Annotated in this window: 15 protein-coding genes; 6 read left to right on the top strand and 9 right to left on the bottom strand. The window is 40.9% G+C overall.

Annotation, left to right across the window (positions count from 1 at the left end):
• Nucleotides 1–17: 17 nt before the first annotated feature.
• The 3 genes from pspC to pspA all read right to left on the bottom strand — a co-directional run bounded on the left by pspC (nt 18) and on the right by pspA (nt 1,372).
• Complete coding sequence (pspC, locus tag AAEY57_RS06555) at nt 18–416, bottom strand: envelope stress response membrane protein PspC (protein WP_008111012.1); 399 nt, start codon at nt 414–416, stop codon at nt 18–20.
• Complete coding sequence (gene pspB / locus AAEY57_RS06550; protein WP_008111014.1) at nt 413–646, bottom strand: envelope stress response membrane protein PspB; 234 nt, start codon at nt 644–646, stop codon at nt 413–415. Before pspB ends, pspC begins: the two co-directional genes overlap by 4 nt.
• Before the next feature lie 66 nt (nt 647–712).
• On the bottom strand, nt 713–1,372 hold the full coding sequence (pspA, locus tag AAEY57_RS06545; RefSeq protein ID WP_016899278.1) for a phage shock protein PspA: 660 nt from the start codon (nt 1,370–1,372) through the stop codon (nt 713–715).
• A 186-nt stretch (nt 1,373–1,558) separates the two neighbouring features.
• Here pspA and pspF point away from each other — a divergent pair, with 186 nt between their 5' ends.
• From pspF to AAEY57_RS06515, 6 genes are read left to right on the top strand one after another with little or no spacing between them, the layout of a single operon-like run.
• Nucleotides 1,559–2,620: a phage shock protein operon transcriptional activator gene (gene pspF, locus AAEY57_RS06540; protein WP_008111017.1), complete on the top strand. Its 1,062-nt coding sequence runs from the start codon at nt 1,559–1,561 to the stop codon at nt 2,618–2,620.
• Nucleotides 2,621–2,634: 14 nt separating this feature from the next.
• Nucleotides 2,635–4,242 carry an ABC transporter substrate-binding protein gene (locus AAEY57_RS06535; protein WP_008111019.1) on the top strand — a complete coding sequence of 536 codons (1,608 nt, stop codon included), beginning with the start codon at nt 2,635–2,637 and terminating at the stop codon, nt 4,240–4,242.
• Entirely contained in the window at nt 4,242–5,276 is a 1,035-nt protein-coding gene (locus AAEY57_RS06530; protein ID WP_008111022.1) for an ABC transporter permease subunit, read from the top strand. Before AAEY57_RS06535 ends, AAEY57_RS06530 begins: the two co-directional genes overlap by 1 nt.
• Nucleotides 5,263–6,156: an ABC transporter permease subunit gene (locus tag AAEY57_RS06525; protein ID WP_013465445.1), complete on the top strand. Its 894-nt coding sequence runs from the start codon at nt 5,263–5,265 to the stop codon at nt 6,154–6,156. Before AAEY57_RS06530 ends, AAEY57_RS06525 begins: the two co-directional genes overlap by 14 nt.
• On the top strand, nt 6,157–7,149 hold the full coding sequence (locus AAEY57_RS06520) for a peptide ABC transporter ATP-binding protein (protein ID WP_008111028.1): 993 nt from the start codon (nt 6,157–6,159) through the stop codon (nt 7,147–7,149). It abuts the gene before it with no gap.
• Nucleotides 7,149–7,910 carry an ATP-binding cassette domain-containing protein gene (locus AAEY57_RS06515; RefSeq protein ID WP_013465446.1) on the top strand — a complete coding sequence of 254 codons (762 nt, stop codon included), beginning with the start codon at nt 7,149–7,151 and terminating at the stop codon, nt 7,908–7,910. The genes AAEY57_RS06520 and AAEY57_RS06515 overlap by 1 nt, the downstream gene beginning before the upstream one ends.
• Nucleotides 7,911–7,961: 51 nt before the next feature.
• Here AAEY57_RS06515 and AAEY57_RS06510 read toward each other — a convergent pair whose 3' ends face one another.
• The 6 genes from AAEY57_RS06510 to tig form a co-directional block, all read right to left on the bottom strand.
• Nucleotides 7,962–9,863, bottom strand: a complete 1,902-nt coding sequence (locus tag AAEY57_RS06510) for a SurA N-terminal domain-containing protein (protein ID WP_350607016.1) — start codon at nt 9,861–9,863, stop codon at nt 7,962–7,964.
• A gap of 174 nt (nt 9,864–10,037) precedes the next feature.
• Nucleotides 10,038–10,394 carry an HU family DNA-binding protein gene (locus AAEY57_RS06505; RefSeq protein WP_255314649.1) on the bottom strand — a complete coding sequence of 119 codons (357 nt, stop codon included), beginning with the start codon at nt 10,392–10,394 and terminating at the stop codon, nt 10,038–10,040.
• 126 nt (nt 10,395–10,520) lie between these two features.
• On the bottom strand, nt 10,521–12,881 hold the full coding sequence (gene lon, locus AAEY57_RS06500; protein WP_013465448.1) for an endopeptidase La: 2,361 nt from the start codon (nt 12,879–12,881) through the stop codon (nt 10,521–10,523).
• 149 nt (nt 12,882–13,030) lie between these two features.
• Nucleotides 13,031–14,314: an ATP-dependent protease ATP-binding subunit ClpX gene (gene clpX, locus AAEY57_RS06495; protein ID WP_350607014.1), complete on the bottom strand. Its 1,284-nt coding sequence runs from the start codon at nt 14,312–14,314 to the stop codon at nt 13,031–13,033.
• A 131-nt stretch (nt 14,315–14,445) separates the two neighbouring features.
• On the bottom strand, nt 14,446–15,063 hold the full coding sequence (gene clpP, locus AAEY57_RS06490) for an ATP-dependent Clp endopeptidase proteolytic subunit ClpP (protein ID WP_013465450.1): 618 nt from the start codon (nt 15,061–15,063) through the stop codon (nt 14,446–14,448).
• Between the two features lie 159 nt (nt 15,064–15,222).
• The gene (tig, locus tag AAEY57_RS06485) at nt 15,223–16,527 is read right to left on the bottom strand and encodes a trigger factor (RefSeq protein WP_350607011.1); all 1,305 of its coding nucleotides are present in this window, start codon (nt 16,525–16,527) and stop codon (nt 15,223–15,225) included.
• Nucleotides 16,528–16,955: the final 428 nt, after the last annotated feature.

Genomic DNA, 16,955 nt, shown 5'->3' with positions numbered 1-16,955 from the left:
AGGTGCTTATCAATCCTTTAAAGTTTATTAATTTCACGACTGACCGTAAATTCGCTTGAGGTAACGTAACGTTCCATCTCTTGTAAGCGAACATCAACACGTGTTAAACGCTCTTTTAAGTCTTGTAATGCACGACGAGGTGGCTCGCCCTTTTGCCATACTTTAAACTTAACTTCTAGTGGGTCATCACTGTAAGTTGAATGCGTTTTACGTGTTGCAGCAGGTTTTTTATCTAAAATAAACCATGCTGCAATGTACGCTACCACAAATAATGGGCCACCGGTTAGTAGTACCGCACTAACAAATATAATGCGAACTAACCATAACTCCATATTAAAGTAGTCACTTAAACCGGCACATACGCCAGCTATTTTGCCGCGTTGTGGGTCTCTGAATAATTCGCGTTTAGTGTTCATACTTTTTGTCTCCACTGAGGTGACTCTTGATCAAGCAACGCTTCTAATGTTTCTACTCTATCAGCCATTTTTTCAGCTTTTTGTGCTAGCTCCAATAATTGGCGGTGCTCATGCTCACTCAACCCTTGGCTTACTTGCTTTTTGCTACGGTAGTGTAAAATTAACCACAGTGGCGCAACAAAAATCATAAATAAGATAAAGGGGGCAACTAGTATCTCTGGATCAAACATAATCCTCTCCTGACAATCCTTATTCTATGTTGATGTCAGGGGCACGTGGCCCCTGATATTATCGTTTTATTTATTTGCGAGTTTCTTTTTAAGTTCAGCTAACTCGTCATCAATCTTTTCATTCTTTTGTAAGTCTGCAATTTCATCAGCTAACGTTTGTTTACCTAAATCATAAGACTCTATTTGAGATTCTAGCCCATCAATTTTGGTTTCGTAACGTTCAAAGCGATTAAGTGCATCCTCTACTTTAGAACTATCAAGCGCTTTTTTAACTTCAAGGCGCGACTCAGCCGAGCGTTGACGTAAAATAATCGCTTTTTGACGTGCCTTAGCATCTGCTAGCTTTTCTTGTAGCGTAGTAACCTCTTGTTGTAGCTTCTCAATATGAGACTCTACATGGTCAAGTTCACTTTCTACCGCAGCAACTGCGTCGGCTGATTTTTGCTTTTCAAGTAATGCTGAGCGTGCTAAATCGTCACGATCTTTGCTCAGTGCCAGTTCGGCTTTGTCTTGCCAATCGTTTACTTGGGCTTTTAGTGTATCTACGCGACGTACTAATTCTTTTTTCTCAGCGAGTGTTTTTGCTGATGTAGAGCGTACCTCTACCAGTGTATCTTCCATCTCTTGGATAATAAGACGAACCATTTTTTCAGGGTCTTCTGCTTTATCTAAAATGGCATTGATATTAGAATTAACAATGTCTGCAAAACGTGAAAAAATTCCCATAACATATACCTCTATTATTTAATCTAAATGTGTCTGCTTTTATTAGTATCAATATGCTTGCCAACTTTTTTAATTTTAAAATAGCAATAAATTTCAAATAGTTAAATGTAAATTACAAATTGCTTTTGTTATCAATCATAATGAAATACACTAACTGTTAGTAAAAATGACTAAGAGTTAGGAAATATGAGTCAATATCGCCAACAGGATAATTTGCTCGGCCAATCAGACAGCTTTTTATCGGTTCTTGATCAGGTATCGCAGCTAGCAAACCTAGATAAACCCGTACTTATTATTGGTGAACGTGGTACCGGTAAAGAGCTTATTGCAGCACGTTTACACTTTTTATCCAAGCGCTGGGATCAAAGTTACGTCAAACTTAACTGTGCGGCATTAAACGAAAATCTACTCGAAAGTGAATTATTTGGCCATGAAAGTGGTGCATTTACTGGCGCAAGTAAACGCCATGAAGGCCGATTTGAGCGGGCTAATAGCGGCACCTTATTTTTAGATGAGTTGGCAAATACTTCTGCCCTAGTGCAAGAAAAGCTATTAAGGGTAATAGAGTATGGTGAGTTTGAGCGTGTTGGCGGCAAACAAACGGTTAAAGTAGATACGCGCTTAGTCTGTGCGACCAATGAAGACTTACCGCATTTAGCGCAGCAAGGTGAATTTAGAAGCGATTTACTCGATAGGCTCGCATTTGATGTGATCACTCTACCGCCACTGCGCGAACGCCAAGACGATATTATGTTACTGGCTGAGCAATTTGCAATGAATATGGCACGCGACTTAGAGTGGGAGTTATTTAGTGGCTTTACTCGCAATGCACAAGAAAGTTTACTCAGTTATGAGTGGCCGGGTAATGTGCGTGAGCTTAAAAATGTGGTGGAGCGAAGTCTTTATCGCCACGGCAATGAACATATCCCTGTGCATAAAATTATTTTAGACCCATTCGAAAGCCGCTTTAGACCTAAAGCACGTATTAAACATGCACAAGCCCCTGTTGCTGTGCAAAATGAAGTTGTTAACACCCAGCCCAAAGAAGCGCCTGTAACACCGAGTTTGAGTAACGCAGAACCTGAGTTTCCTTGTGACTTAAAAACACTCTCTAATGAATTTGAGATCACATTAATAAAAAAAGCATTAGAACATAGCCAATTTAATCAAAAGAAGACTGCAGAAGTACTTGGTTTAACGTATCATCAATTACGTGGTTATTTGAAAAAATACAATTTGCTGGAATAGTAGAGGTTGTGCGGGTGCATAAATTATTACTTGCTTTATTATCATTGAGTTTAGTAGGTTGCATTGATAGTAAAGAAGAAATCTTAGAAGAAAAAAACCAAGGCCTCGTTTATTGCGCTGAGGCAAATCCTGTGTCGTTCAATCCACAAGTCACAACCACAGGATCAACCATCGATATTATTGCTAACCAGTTGTACGACCGGTTAATTAGTATTGACCCTGTGACTGCTGAATTTAAAAGCGAACTAGCCACCGACTGGAAAATTAGCAAAGACGGTAAGTCTGTCACTTTTACTCTGCGTAAAGGGGTTAAATTTCATACCACCGCGTATTTTACTCCAACACGCGAATTTAACGCTGATGATGTCATTTTCACTTTCAGTCGTTTATTTGATGTATACAACCCCTATCACTTTGTCGGTGATGCGAATTATCCCTACTTTCAAAGTGTGGGTATTGACCAACTTATTCGTAAAATTGTCAGGGTGTCTGATCACCAAGTTCGGTTTGAATTATTTAACGCAGAAAGCAGTTTTTTAGCGAATATGGCGACCGATTTCGCCGTGGTGCTCTCTAAAGAATATGCCATGGCGCTCAAAGCCAACAACCAAGAAAACCTATTTGATCAATATCCAGTTGGCACCGGTCCTTATATTTACAAAGAATACCGACGAGACCATTTAGTACGCTTTTATAAAAACGCTGACTATTGGAAACACGAGGTGGCACTTGAGCAGTTGGTGTACGACATTACCCCTAATGGCACCACGCGTATTGCTAAAATTCTTACCAAAGAGTGTGACGTAACTGCGCATCCTAGCAGTGCACAGTTAAGTATTTTAGCTCAGCGAGATGATATTAACGTTGAAAGGGAAACCAACTTAAACATAGGTTATTGGGCATTTAATTCCGAACGCCCTCCGTTTGATAACTTAAAAGTACGCCAAGCCTTAGTGCATGCCATTGATATAGAAAAAATAATGCAGGCAGTTTACTACGGTAATGGACTTCGTGCGCGGTCAATATTACCACCCACGTCGTGGGCGTTTGAACCACAAAAGAACATGCCAATTTTCGACCCACAACTGGCAAAAAAACTATTAACAGAAGCCGGTTATGAAAAAGGGTTTGATATGAGCATTTGGGCTATGCCTGTCAGCCGTATTTATAACCCCAATGCACGAAAAATGGCAGAGCTGATGCAAAGCGATTTACGCAAAATTGGCGTTAACGTTAATATTGTCGAGTATGAGTGGAACACCTTTATTCAACGCATAGGCGAGCACCGTCACGACAGTGTATTATTAGGTTGGGCAGCAGATACGCCTGATCCTGACAACTTTTTTAGCCCGTTACTTAGCTGCACCGCGACCTTCAGTGGCAAAAACCCAGCGAACTGGTGTAATCCTGAATTTGATTTACTGTTAACTAAAGCTCTCGATACGACCGATTTAAATTTACGTAAACAATATTACGACGCAGCACAAAGTATGATCATCGAACAATTACCCTTATACCCAATAGCCCACGGCATGCGTTTTCAGGCAAGTAGTGCTGATGTTGAGGGGATCACACTCGGGCCATTTGGCGCTATTTCATTGGCTAACGCGAGGAAGAAGTAATGTTATTCGATTATATTTTACGCCGCCTCGGATTGTTATTTTTCATGGTGTTATTACTGAGTATTTTTACTTTTTCGCTGAGCTACTTATTCCCTGGCGATCCACTGAGTAACTTAAGCGGCATACCAGACACTAACTTTACTCAAAATGCACAGCTAGAAGAAAAGTACCTGTTTAACAGTAACTACTTTATGCAGTACATTGCCTTTGTTGGGCGAATAGTACAAGGCGATTGGGGCGTGTCGTTTGCCTCAGGAGATAGTGTTTTTGCTCACGTGGTTGATTTAATTCCAGCGACCTTAGAGCTGAGTATTTATGCGTTAGTCATCTCGGTTGTGGTTGGCGTGCCTGTCGGGATTTTAGCATCGGCTTATCATAAACAATGGCCTGATAAATTAATTAGCTCAACAGCTATGGTTGGCTATTCTATGCCTATTTTTTGGCTCGCGTTATTACTAATTATGGTTTTTTCGCTCAAACTTGGTTGGTTTCCTATGTCGGGGCGAGTGAGCTTATTGTATGAAATACCTGCCAGTACGGGGTTTATCTTACTGGATATTTTACTAGCTGATTTTCCCTACAATGGCATGGCAATGCTTGATGCACTGCATCACCTAACGTTACCCACCATTGTACTGGCTATGTATCCGACTACTGTATTGGTGCGCTTTACTCGCGAGTCAATGTTAAAAGTAATGGATCAAAACTTTATCAAAACAGCTCGCGCCAAAGGCCTTAACCGTGGACAGCTTATTATTCATCACGCCCTGAGAAATGCATTACTGCCGGTTATAAAGCAAATAGGTTTGCAATTTAGCACCTTAATCACCCTTGCTATGATCACCGAGGTTATTTTTTCATGGCCGGGGATTGGCCGTTGGTTAATAGACAGTATTTATCAACGTGACTACCCTGCCATACAAGGGGGCTTAATGGCCGTTTCTTTTTTCATTATTATTGCGACAATTATAGCTGAACTAACATACACCCTACTCGATCCTCTGTCTCGGAACCAAGCGCATGGCAAAGTTTAATTTATTTTCAGAAGATTCAAATAAATCGCCATTAGCGAGACTATGGCGAAAATTTAAAAATAACCATCCTGCTTTGGTGGGTTTATGGGTGTTTATTGCCTTTAGTATATTAGCTGCAACAGCGCCGTTTCTTGCGCCCTATGGAGTAAACCAACAGCACAGTAATGCACTACTGCTGCCACCTTCATGGAATGAAATGGGCGATGTGCGGTTTATTTTAGGCACCGATGACTTAGGCCGAGATGTGCTTTCACGCTTAATGAATGGCGCGACTTATACATTTGGCTTGTCGGTCGTGGCTGCACTAATTACCACCATAATTGGTGTGTTAGTCGGTACATTTGCTGGTATTAGCAAAGGCATACGCTCTAGCTTTTTGAACCATTTACTTGATGTAACCTTGTCTATCCCTTCATTATTATTGGCCATTATTATTATTGCCATACTCGGTCCTGGATTAATGAATACCGTTTGGGCAATTATTTTAGCGCTGTTACCACAGTTTATTCATTCCATTAGAAACCTAATCGTTGATGAGTTAGGTAAAGATTATGTCACAGCGTACCGGCTCGATGGAGCCTCTAAGTGGCATATTTTATCGCGCGGTATTTTTCCTAATGTGTATGAATATATTGTGGTTATTTTTACTATGGCCCTCTCTACTGCTATTTTAGATATTGCTGCGCTAGGGTTTTTAAAACTTGGCGCACAGCCGCCCACCACTGAATGGGGTGCTATTTTAGCCGAAAACTTAGGGCTTATTTATTTAGCCCCATGGACGGTGGCTCTTCCGGGTGTACTGCTATTTTTAGCCGTTCTTTCAACAAACTTGGTGGGCGATGGACTTCGCAAAGTTTTACAAGCGCGTAAGGCAGATTAAATGCATTTACTAGATATTCGAAATTTAACCATAGAGCTGCAAACGTCTGAAACCGCTATTCGCGCTGTTGACCGAGTAAGTTTTAGTTTAAAAGAAGGTGAAGTACACGCCTTAGTGGGAGAATCCGGCTCAGGAAAAAGCTTAATTGCAAAAGCCATTGTAGGCGTACTTAACGAGCGCTGGGTTATAACCGCCGATAGAATGCATTGGCGCGGTGTCGATTTAATGCGCCTCACACCAGAGCAGCGCCGTAAAACCGTCAGCCAAGACATTGCAATGATTTACCAAGATCCAAGTCGCTGCCTTGACCCTACTGCAAAAATATTTAACCAAATCGCTGAAACACTGCCTGAAGTGGCCGCCAAAGGGTTTTTCTTAAAACGCAACCGAGAGCGTAAAGATCGTGTAAAAGCACTGATACACAAAGTGGGCATTAAAAATCATGAAGCCGTGCTTGATAGCTACCCTCATGAACTCTCTGAAGGCGTTTGTCAAAAAGTCATGATAGCCATGGCCATTGCGCGTACACCTAAATTGCTCATTGCTGATGAGCCAACAACCGCACTAGAAAGTACCACTCGTGCGCAGGTATTTCGATTATTAAAAAGTTTGAATCAGCTAAAGAATATGTCTATTTTGATGATTTCCCATGAGCTAGAAGAAATAGTAAATTGGTCACATGGTATTCATGTTTTGTATTGCGGACAAATGGTTGAAGCGGGTCCAACGCACCGTATTTTTAGCCAACCGCGTCATCCTTATACGCAGGCTTTATTAAAAAGCTTACCTGATTATGAGCACGGCTTAGCCCATAAAGAACCTTTTTATGCATTAAAAGGCACCATACCTACACTACAACATTTACCGATTGGTTGTCGTTTAGGACCGCGTTGCCCGCAAGCACAAAAAGAGTGTGTGGTTGCCCCTAAACTCTCTAAACACCACGGCCATAGTTACGCGTGTCACTTTCCATTGATCAAGGAAGTAAAATAATGCAACCCTTGTTAAAAGTTCAAGCCTTGTCAAAAGCCTTTAACATGCGTGCAGGTTTATTTAGCCGTAAAAAATTTGATGTACTAAAAAACATCTCATTTAGTATTGGTAAAGGTGAAACGATTGCCATTATTGGTGAAACCGGCTCAGGAAAAAGCACCCTCGCTAAATTGTTAGTTGGCGCATACAGTGCAGACAGCGGACAAATATTATTAGAAAATAACACCATTGAAAACAACGGCCAGCGCGATGCTCAGTGCCGTTACATCCGAATGATTTTTCAAGATTCGGCCACCTCATTAAACCCGGCATTAACCATTGCAGAAATGCTCGACGATTGCCTAAAATTTAATACCGATTTTGATAAAGATCAGCGCAGTGAAAAAATTGGCAGTACTTTACTTAAGGTCGGTTTGCTGGTTGATCATCAACAATACTATCCGCATATGTTTAGTATTGGGCAATTACAGCGTATAGCGCTCGCTCGCGCACTTATTTTAGATCCCAAGGTCGTTGTACTCGATGAGGCACTTTCGTCGCTTGACCCCTCTGTGAGGGCGCAAATAGTTAACTTATTACTTAAATTACAGCTCGAAACCGGTTTAACCTATATTTTGATCACCCATCACTTAAGTTTAGTGCGTCATATTAGCGACCAATTAGTCGTTCTCAATAAAGGTGAAATTGTTGAATACGGTCCCACTGAAGCTATTTTTCAAAGCCCACAGTCAAAGGTTACTCAACGCTTATTAAGCTGTTAATACAAAAACAAAAAAGGCGCCAATTGACGCCTTTTATAGTTTAGCTATTATTTATTCCGCAGGTTGCGCTGCTTTTGGTACATTTAGTTCCGCTTGTTGCTTAAGCGACTCAATGAATACCGAATAGTTTTTCTGTGCTTGGGCCATCGTGATATTTTGCTTCATTTGTGGCTCAATGCTGTCACTCACTGGTGCATCCGTGACTGAGTTAAGCGCAACAATAGCAGCATCACCATTGTTTAAGTTAACTACATCATAAACTGCGCCATCACGTGGGTGCGCCATTTTAAATACTTGGGTAACAATAGCAGGCGAAACAGCAAAGCTTTCACGAGTAAGTTGCGACTCTTGACGAACGCTTAGTGACTGCTCAATAGCAACGTCGTTTAAGCTCTTACCGTCTTTGATTTGTGCAAATAAGGTACGTGCTTTTTCTTTAGCAAGATCCGACGCTTTTTCGTTCACTAAGCGTGTTTTAATTTGCTCGCTTACTTCGCTCAATGCTTTAGTTGCAGCCGGTTGATGCTCGTTAACACGAACCACAATCACGTGCTCATTACCTAGTTCGATTACTTCTGAGTTTACTTTATCTTCTAGTAATTCAACTGATGATAATGCGGTTATAACCGCAGGATTATTAAGCGGCTCAGGAAGCGCACTCAGTGCTAATAGCGGTGTAGATTGTACTTCAACACCCGCCACTTCAGCAGCATCGTCTAAGCGGTCAGAAATCTCAAATGCTAACGCACCCATTTCTGTTTGCTTCTCGTAAAACGCATCCACTTTTTCAGCTTGTTCAAGTTCAGCACGTAAATCGGCTTTCACGGCATCGTAAGGTTTAACTTGCTGCGATTGAATGTCTGTAAGTTTAATGATGTGATAACCAAATTCAGAGGCTACTACATCAGAGTAATCACCTCTGTTTTGCAGTGCAAAAGCAGCATCTTCAAATGCAGGCTCCATGACATCACGTTCAATCCACTCTAGGTCACCACCCATTTCGGCGCTAACAATATCATCTGACGACGATTCAGCTAATTGTGCAAAATCAGCACCCGCATTAAGCTGTGCTAATAAAGACTCAGCTTTCGCTTTTGCCGCATCGTCATCTTCACTGTTATCAATTAAGATATGTGATACACGACGTTTTTCAGGCTCAACATATTGCGCTTTACTCTGCTCATAATATGCTTTTACGTCGTCTTCGCTTACCGATGCAACATCGATATCATCTGCATCTAACTCAATGTAATTAACTGAAATAAGCTCTGGCGATAAAAATTGCCCTGCATTTAATTCGTAATAATCAGCCACTTCTTGATCAGTAACGTCAACATCAGCCTGCATTGCTTGTTTATCAATGACTAAATAATCAATGCTGCGAGTTTGTTGTTGCAGTGCAATGGCTGATTTAAGCTCGTTTTGCAATGCAAAGTCAGTTCCTGCAACCGCTGACACTAACTGGCTACGTGTCATATCATCACGAAGGTACTCTCGAAATGAATCAGGTTGGAAGTTCATTTGACGAATCACTTGTAAGTAACGGTCGTTATTAAATTGATCGCCAATTTTAAAATAAGGAAGCTCTAAAATTGTTTGACGAATACTTTCATCACTCACACGCAGACCCAGCTCAGTCGCTAACTGGCTTTGTAATTCTTGTTGTACTAAACGGTCAATCACGCCTTGACGTATTTGAGCCATATAAGTTGGATCGGCTGCTATTTGGGTAAAATATTCACCAAATTGTTGTTCTAAGCGGCTACGTTCATTTTGAAACGCACGGCTAAATTCTGTTTGGCTAATTTTAATTCCATTTACTTCAGCAACGGGTTGTTCTGTGGTTTGACCTAAGTAACTACCGATCCCAGCTAAGGCAAAAGATAAAATCACCGCGCCTAAAATGACTTTGGCTACCGGCCCTTGCGAACCTTCTCTGATTTTCTCAAGCATTTGTTTATCTCTTTTCTGACCAAGGTCTTTTCTACCTTGTCATATGTAAAAAAAGCGTATCTTACCAGATACGCTTTTTCACTTGAAGTAACTGGCGGTGAAGTAACTTAATTCATCGATTAGAATAATTAAGCGTATTGTTCACTCGCCATAACTAATTTGTTTACACAGTGATTAGTTTACTGCGTCTTTAAGCGCTTTACCGGCTTTAAAAGCTGGGATGTTAGCAGCAGCAATTTGAATCGTTTCACCAGTTTGTGGGTTACGACCTGCACGAGCAGCACGCTCACGTACAGAGAAAGTACCAAAACCAACAAGTGCAACTGAGTCGCCATCTTTTAGCGCGCCAGATACAGATTCGATGAATGAATCTAGTGCACGACCTGCAGCCGCTTTAGAAATGTCAGCATCAGCTGCGATTTGATCGATTAATTGAGATTTATTCACAATATCATCCTCTTTCATTGTTGTTATCAAGAGCGATTGTTTTTTTAAACTAACATCACTGTTTTGAAATTTTTGAGCATTTATTTAAAGCTCATATGATTATATTTTTCTTAAGCCTAGGCCCTGCAAGGGCTAGGCTTGAAAACCAGTGCTTAACTTATCATACCGTTTAGATTTGAAAAGCCCCTAAAAGCACTTTTTTTGGCTTTTTTACTGCTTTTTCGGTGTTTCGACTGAAAAACTATCAACTGGATGCACTAAAGCAAGCTTTAATACCTCATCAATCCATGTAACTGGGTGAATATCAAGACCCGCCAATACATTGTCAGGTATCTCTTTTAAGTCACGTTCGTTAATTTTTGGAATGATGACCGTTTTAATCCCACCACGGTGAGCCGCTAATAATTTCTCTTTTAAACCACCAATAGGCAATACTTCACCACGTAAGGTAATTTCACCTGTCATGGCTACATCAGAGCGCACCGCATTACCGGTTAAGCTTGAAACCAAACACGTTACCATTGCAATACCGGCACTTGGGCCATCTTTAGGTGTTGCACCCTCAGGTACGTGTACGTGAATATCGCGCTTTTCATAAAAGTCGCTATTAATACGCAGCTCATCAGCACGATTACGCACAACGGTCATTGCCGCTTGAATCGACTCTTGCATTACATCGCCTAACGAGCCGGTGTAAGTCAATTTGCCTTTACCTGGTACTGCAGCACATTCAATCGTGAGTAAGTCACCACCGACTTCTGTCCATGCTAGGCCTGTAACTTGGCCAATACGGTCGCCATCTTCTGCTTTACCGTAATCAAAGCGCTGCACACCTAAGTATTCTTCAAGGTTATCTGCATCAATTGTCACTGTTTTAGTGTCTTTTTCGATTAAGATATTTTTAACCGCTTTACGACATAGCTTAGATACTTCACGCTCTAAATTACGCACGCCCGCTTCACGAGTGTAATAACGGATAATACCAATGATAGCACTGTCGGCAATTTCAACTTCTTTAGCTTTTAAACCATTACGCTTAATTTGCTTAGGAATTAAATGTTCTTTAGCAATATTTAGCTTTTCGTCTTCGGTGTAACCCGATAATCGAATCACTTCCATGCGGTCTAATAAAGGACCTGGAATATTAAAGCTGTTTGAGGTTGCAACAAACATCACATCAGATAAGTCGTAATCAACTTCTAAGTAATGGTCCGCAAAGTGACTGTTTTGCTCAGGATCCAATACTTCTAACAATGCTGATGCAGGGTCACCGCGCATATCTGCTGACATTTTGTCAATTTCATCTAACAAGAATAATGGGTTTTTAACGCCCACTTTAGTCATGTTTTGAATTAACTTACCAGGCATAGAGCCAATGTAAGTACGACGATGCCCTCGAATCTCAGCCTCATCGCGTACGCCACCGAGTGCCATACGAACGTACTTACGACCCGTTGAACGCGCAATAGACTGTCCAAGTGATGTTTTACCTACACCTGGCGGTCCAACTAAACATAAGATTGGCCCTTTAAGTTTATTTGTGCGCTGTTGTACTGCGAGGTACTCAATAATGCGCTCTTTGACTTTATCAAGGCCGTGGTGATCGCTATCTAATATTTTTTGCGCGCCGGCTAAGTCTTTTTTTACCTTGGAGCGTTTTTTCCACGGTACGTTAATTAACGTATCTATGTATGAGCGAACAACACTGGCTTCTGCCGACATTGGCGACATCATTTTAAGCTTATTTAACTCAGCTGTGGCTTTTTCTTTCGCTTCTGATGGCATGCCAGACTCTTCAATGCGTTTTTTTAGCGCTTCAAATTCATCCGGTACGTCATCAATTTCACCCAACTCTTTTTGAATCGCTTTCATTTGCTCATTGAGGTAATACTCACGCTGCGATTTTTCCATTTGCTTTTTAACGCGGGTGCGAATTTTCTTCTCAACTTGCAATAAGTCTATTTCACCTTCCATCAGCGCCATTAAGTACTCTAAACGTTCTGTAACGCTAGATATTTCAAGTACTTTTTGTTTTTCAGGCACTTTCAATGGCATATGTGCTGCCATAGTGTCAGCAAGACGCGCGGGCTCATCAATACCCGATACCGAGGTCATGACTTCAGGTGGGATTTTTTTATTTAATTTTACATAGCCTTCAAACTGGCTCAATGCACTACGAATAAAGATATCTTGTTCTTGTTCGTTCACTGAATCCGATTCAATGAACTGTGCATTAGCAACGAAAAAGTCTTCGTTATCAACAAACTCTTCGATATTCGCACGTTGTGTGCCTTCAACTAATACTTTTACTGTACCATCGGGTAGCTTTAATAATTGAAGTACAGTCGCAATTGTCCCAACACGATAAATATCGTCTTTCTCAGGCTCATCTACAGTTGCATCTTTTTGTGCAACTAAGAAAATTTGTTTGTCTTTATCCATTGCCGCTTCAAGGCATTTTATTGATTTTTCACGGCCTACAAAAAGCGGGATCACCATGTGTGGATACACCACCACATCGCGCAGTGCTAGCACAGGGATTTCGACTCGATCGTTTCTCTCAAGCGTCATTGTATTTTCTCTTTGCACTTCATTTATTTAAAGATTACTCAAGTATATGGGGATAACCTAATTAAAGTTCAACAATTTTTGTTAACTCGATTAAATTAATTATAAAAAAAGGAGCCATTGGCTCCCTTTTTTTATAATTCGCTCAGAATTTAATCTGCCGCAGCGTGTTCTTGATGACTGCTATCATAAATTAAGATGGGATCAGACTCACCTTTAATAACGGTTTCATCAACAACCACTTTGCTAACGTTATCAATTGAAGGCAGCTCATACATAGTATCAAGTAATACACCTTCTACGATTGAACGTAGGCCACGCGCACCGGTTTTACGTTCCATTGCTTTATGAGCAATAGCACGCAGTGCGTCATCACGAAACTCAAGCTCAACATCTTCCATACCAAACAATACTGAAAACTGCTTAGTAATGGCGTTTTTAGGCTCACTTAAAATCTGAACCAGCGCGGCTTCATCAAGTTCAGTCAATGTTGCAACTACAGGTAAACGACCAATAAACTCTGGAATTAAACCATATTTTACTAAATCTTCTGGCTCTACATCTTTAAATGTTTCACTCAAAGAACGGCTCGCCGCCGACTCTTTAACGTCAACACCAAAACCAATACCGGTGTTTTTATGGCTACGCTGTTCAATAACTTTATCAAGACCAGCAAATGCACCACCACAAATAAACAGTATCTTAGAAGTATCTACTTGTAAAAACTCTTGTTGTGGATGTTTACGCCCACCTTGTGGAGGAACAGAAGCCACTGTACCCTCAATCAGTTTAAGTAACGCTTGTTGTACACCTTCACCTGATACATCACGTGTGATTGATGGGTTATCTGATTTACGAGAAATTTTGTCAATTTCATCAATGTAAACAATACCACGTTGTGCTTTTTCTACGTCGTAGTCACATTTTTGTAAAAGCTTTTGAATAATGTTTTCAACATCTTCACCTACATAACCGGCTTCGGTTAGTGTGGTGGCATCGGCCATAGTAAACGGCACATCAAGTAAACGAGCTAACGTTTCAGCTAATAATGTTTTACCACTCCCGGTTGGGCCAATTAATAAAATATTACTTTTACCTAGTTCAACGTCTTGTTTAGTTGATTGATTGCGTAAACGCTTGTAGTGATTGTAAACCGCTACAGACAATACTTTCTTCGCATGGTCTTGACCAACAACGTAGTCGTCTAAGTGGTTACGAATTTCTTTTGGCACAGGTAATTTGTCAGCGGCATCATGCTTAGGCGCGATGTCTTTAATTTCTTCCCTGATAATATCATTACACAGCTCTACACATTCATCACAAACGTATACTGAAGGTCCTGCAATTAACTTTCGAACTTCATGCTGGCTTTTGCCACAAAAAGAGCAGTATAACAATTTATTACTTTTGTCGCCGTCTGTAGGAGTGTCAGACATTCAGCTACCTCATTTTATTACGTTGGCCACCAAAGTCTTGGTGGCTATTTTAATACGCTTTAACTATACCAAAATTTAGTGTTTTTCGCATAGTAACTCTCATTAGCAAGCATCACTACTTGCAGGCATACTTACTTGCTACCGCGATTAGTAAATACTGAGTCAACAATACCGTAATCTACAGCTTGGCTTGCACTCATAAAATTGTCACGGTCTGTATCGCGTGAAACAACGTCAAGCGGTTGGCCAGTATGCTCAGCCATTAAGCGATTTAACTTGTCTTTAATAGACAGGATTTCTTTTGCGTGTATTTCAAAGTCAGACGCTTGACCTTGGAATCCACCTAAAGGTTGGTGAATCATCACGCGTGAATTTGGTAAACAAAAACGTTTACCCTTCGCGCCACCAGACAGTAAAAATGCGCCCATGCTAGCCGCTTGGCCTACACAGATTGTGCTTACGTCTGGTTTAATGAAGTTCATTGTATCGTAAATAGCCATTCCCGCAGTGACAGAGCCACCCGGTGAGTTGATATATAAGAAAATATCTTTCTCTGGGTTCTCTGATTCTAAAAATAGCATTTGCGCTAAGATCAGGTTTGCCATGTTGTCTTCAACTTGGCCCGTTAAAAAGATAATACGCTCTTTTAATAGTCTCGAATAAATATCAAACGAGCGCTCGCCTTTAGCTGTTTGCTCAACAACCATAGGGACTAATGCGTTTAGGGGATCTGTCATACCAGTGTTCATACTTATTTAATTCCTTATGCGCTTATACTTATTCTAAGAAAAGCATAATGATCATTTTTAGCTAATTAAGAACCACAAACTAAAATGGCCCGGGCACACTGCATAAACAGAGTAACACGAGCCATTTAATCGTTAGCGAGCGCTTAAGTCAATGACTTATTATGCACCTTGCTGTGGATTCATGATGTCATCAAATGCTTTTTCAACATCAGTCACAGTTGCTTTAGCTAAAATAGCTTCAACAGCTTGCTCTTCCATTGCTACATTACGCATTTGCTGCATTAGTTGATCATTTGCTTTGTAGTATTCTACTACTTCAGTTGGATCTTCGTATGCAGAAGCTACAGTAGCAATCAATGCTTCAACTTTAGCGTCATCAACTTTGATGTCATTCGCTTTAATCACTTCACCTAATAATAGGCCAGTTTTAACACGTGTTACAGCTTGTTCGTGGAACAATTCAGCTGGAAGCTCTGGCATGTTTTGACCATTGCCACCAAAACGTTGAGCAGCTTGCTGACGTAGTGCGTCAACTTCTTGGTCGATTAATGCTTTAGGCACTTCAACTTCGTTTTGCTCTAAAAGACCTTTGATTGCTTGGTCTTTAACGTTAGCTTTAACCGCTTGGTCTAGCTCACGCGTCATGTTCTTTTTAACTTCTTCTTTAAGCGCGTCTACGCCGCCTTCGGTAACACCGAATTTAGTTGCAAACTCATCGCTTAATTCAGGTAATTCTTGCGCTTCAACTTTTTTCACTGTGATAGTGAATTGAGCCGCTTTACCTTTTAAGTTTTCAGCATGGTAATCTTCAGGGAAGTTTACATCAGCAACCACTTCTTCGCCTGCTTTTTTACCAACGATGTTATCTTCAAAACCTGGGATCATACGACCTTGGCCAAGTTCTAATGGGAAGTCTTCAGCTTTGCCGCCTTCAAATTCTTCGCCGTCGATAGTACCAACGAAATCAACCGTTACACGGTCGTTTGCGCCAGCCGCTGCATCAACATCAGCCCAAGAAGCGTGTTGCTTACGAAGTGTTTCTAGCATGTTAGCTAAATCTTCTTCAGTAACTTCTACTGCTGGTTTTTCAACAGCAATTTTCTCTAAACCTTGAACTTCAACTTCAGGGTAAACTTCAAATGTTGCTGAGAATTCTAAATCTTTACCTGCTTCAAGTGCTTTAGGAGCAAATGTAGGTGCGCCTGCAGGGTTAATTTTTTCAGCAACAATTGCTTCAATGTAATTACGTTGCATTACTTCGCCAGCAACTTCTTGACGAACAGCTGGTCCGAAACGCTTGTTGATTACTGATACTGGAACTTTACCAGCACGGAAACCGTCGATACGCTGCGTTTTTGACAGTTGTTGTAAGCGTTTTTTTACTTCGGTCTCAACGTTCTCTGCAGGAACGGTGATGGTCAGACGGCGCTCAAGGCCTTGAGTCGTCTCAACAGAAACTTGCATGATTTACCTCAATATTCAATTTTGGCGACTGTTCGCCTTCCTTACAAACAAAGTAATCTATAGGCGTCTTGATAAAATTCAAGCTTTGGGGCTTAAAAAAATCCGTCGCTACCAGGAGATACCATTGCTGCTCTGCCCTTAGGGCACTATATTATTAAACAAATAGACGCGGCATTATAACCTAATATTTATGATAGTCGAGTGTAGGGGGCAATTATTTGGGGTAGATCAGACTAGATAACGACTAAGCGAATAAAAAACAGACTAATTAAGTGAAAATACGATTAATAAAGAAAAAATTAAGGGTGTTGTGTAATAAAAGTAGAATTTAGATGTGTTTTATTTAGGGGGAAATGGTCGGCGATGCAGGATTTGAACCTGCGACCCCTTGGACCCAAACCAAGTGCGCTACCAAACTGCGCTAATCG

The organism is Pseudoalteromonas sp. MER144-MNA-CIBAN-0113 (assembly GCF_040308965.1).
Lineage (GTDB): Bacteria > Pseudomonadota > Gammaproteobacteria > Enterobacterales > Alteromonadaceae > Pseudoalteromonas > Pseudoalteromonas tetraodonis.
The sequence above is the reverse complement of the archived record's forward strand: the minus strand, read 5'-3'. Positions and strand labels throughout refer to the sequence as shown.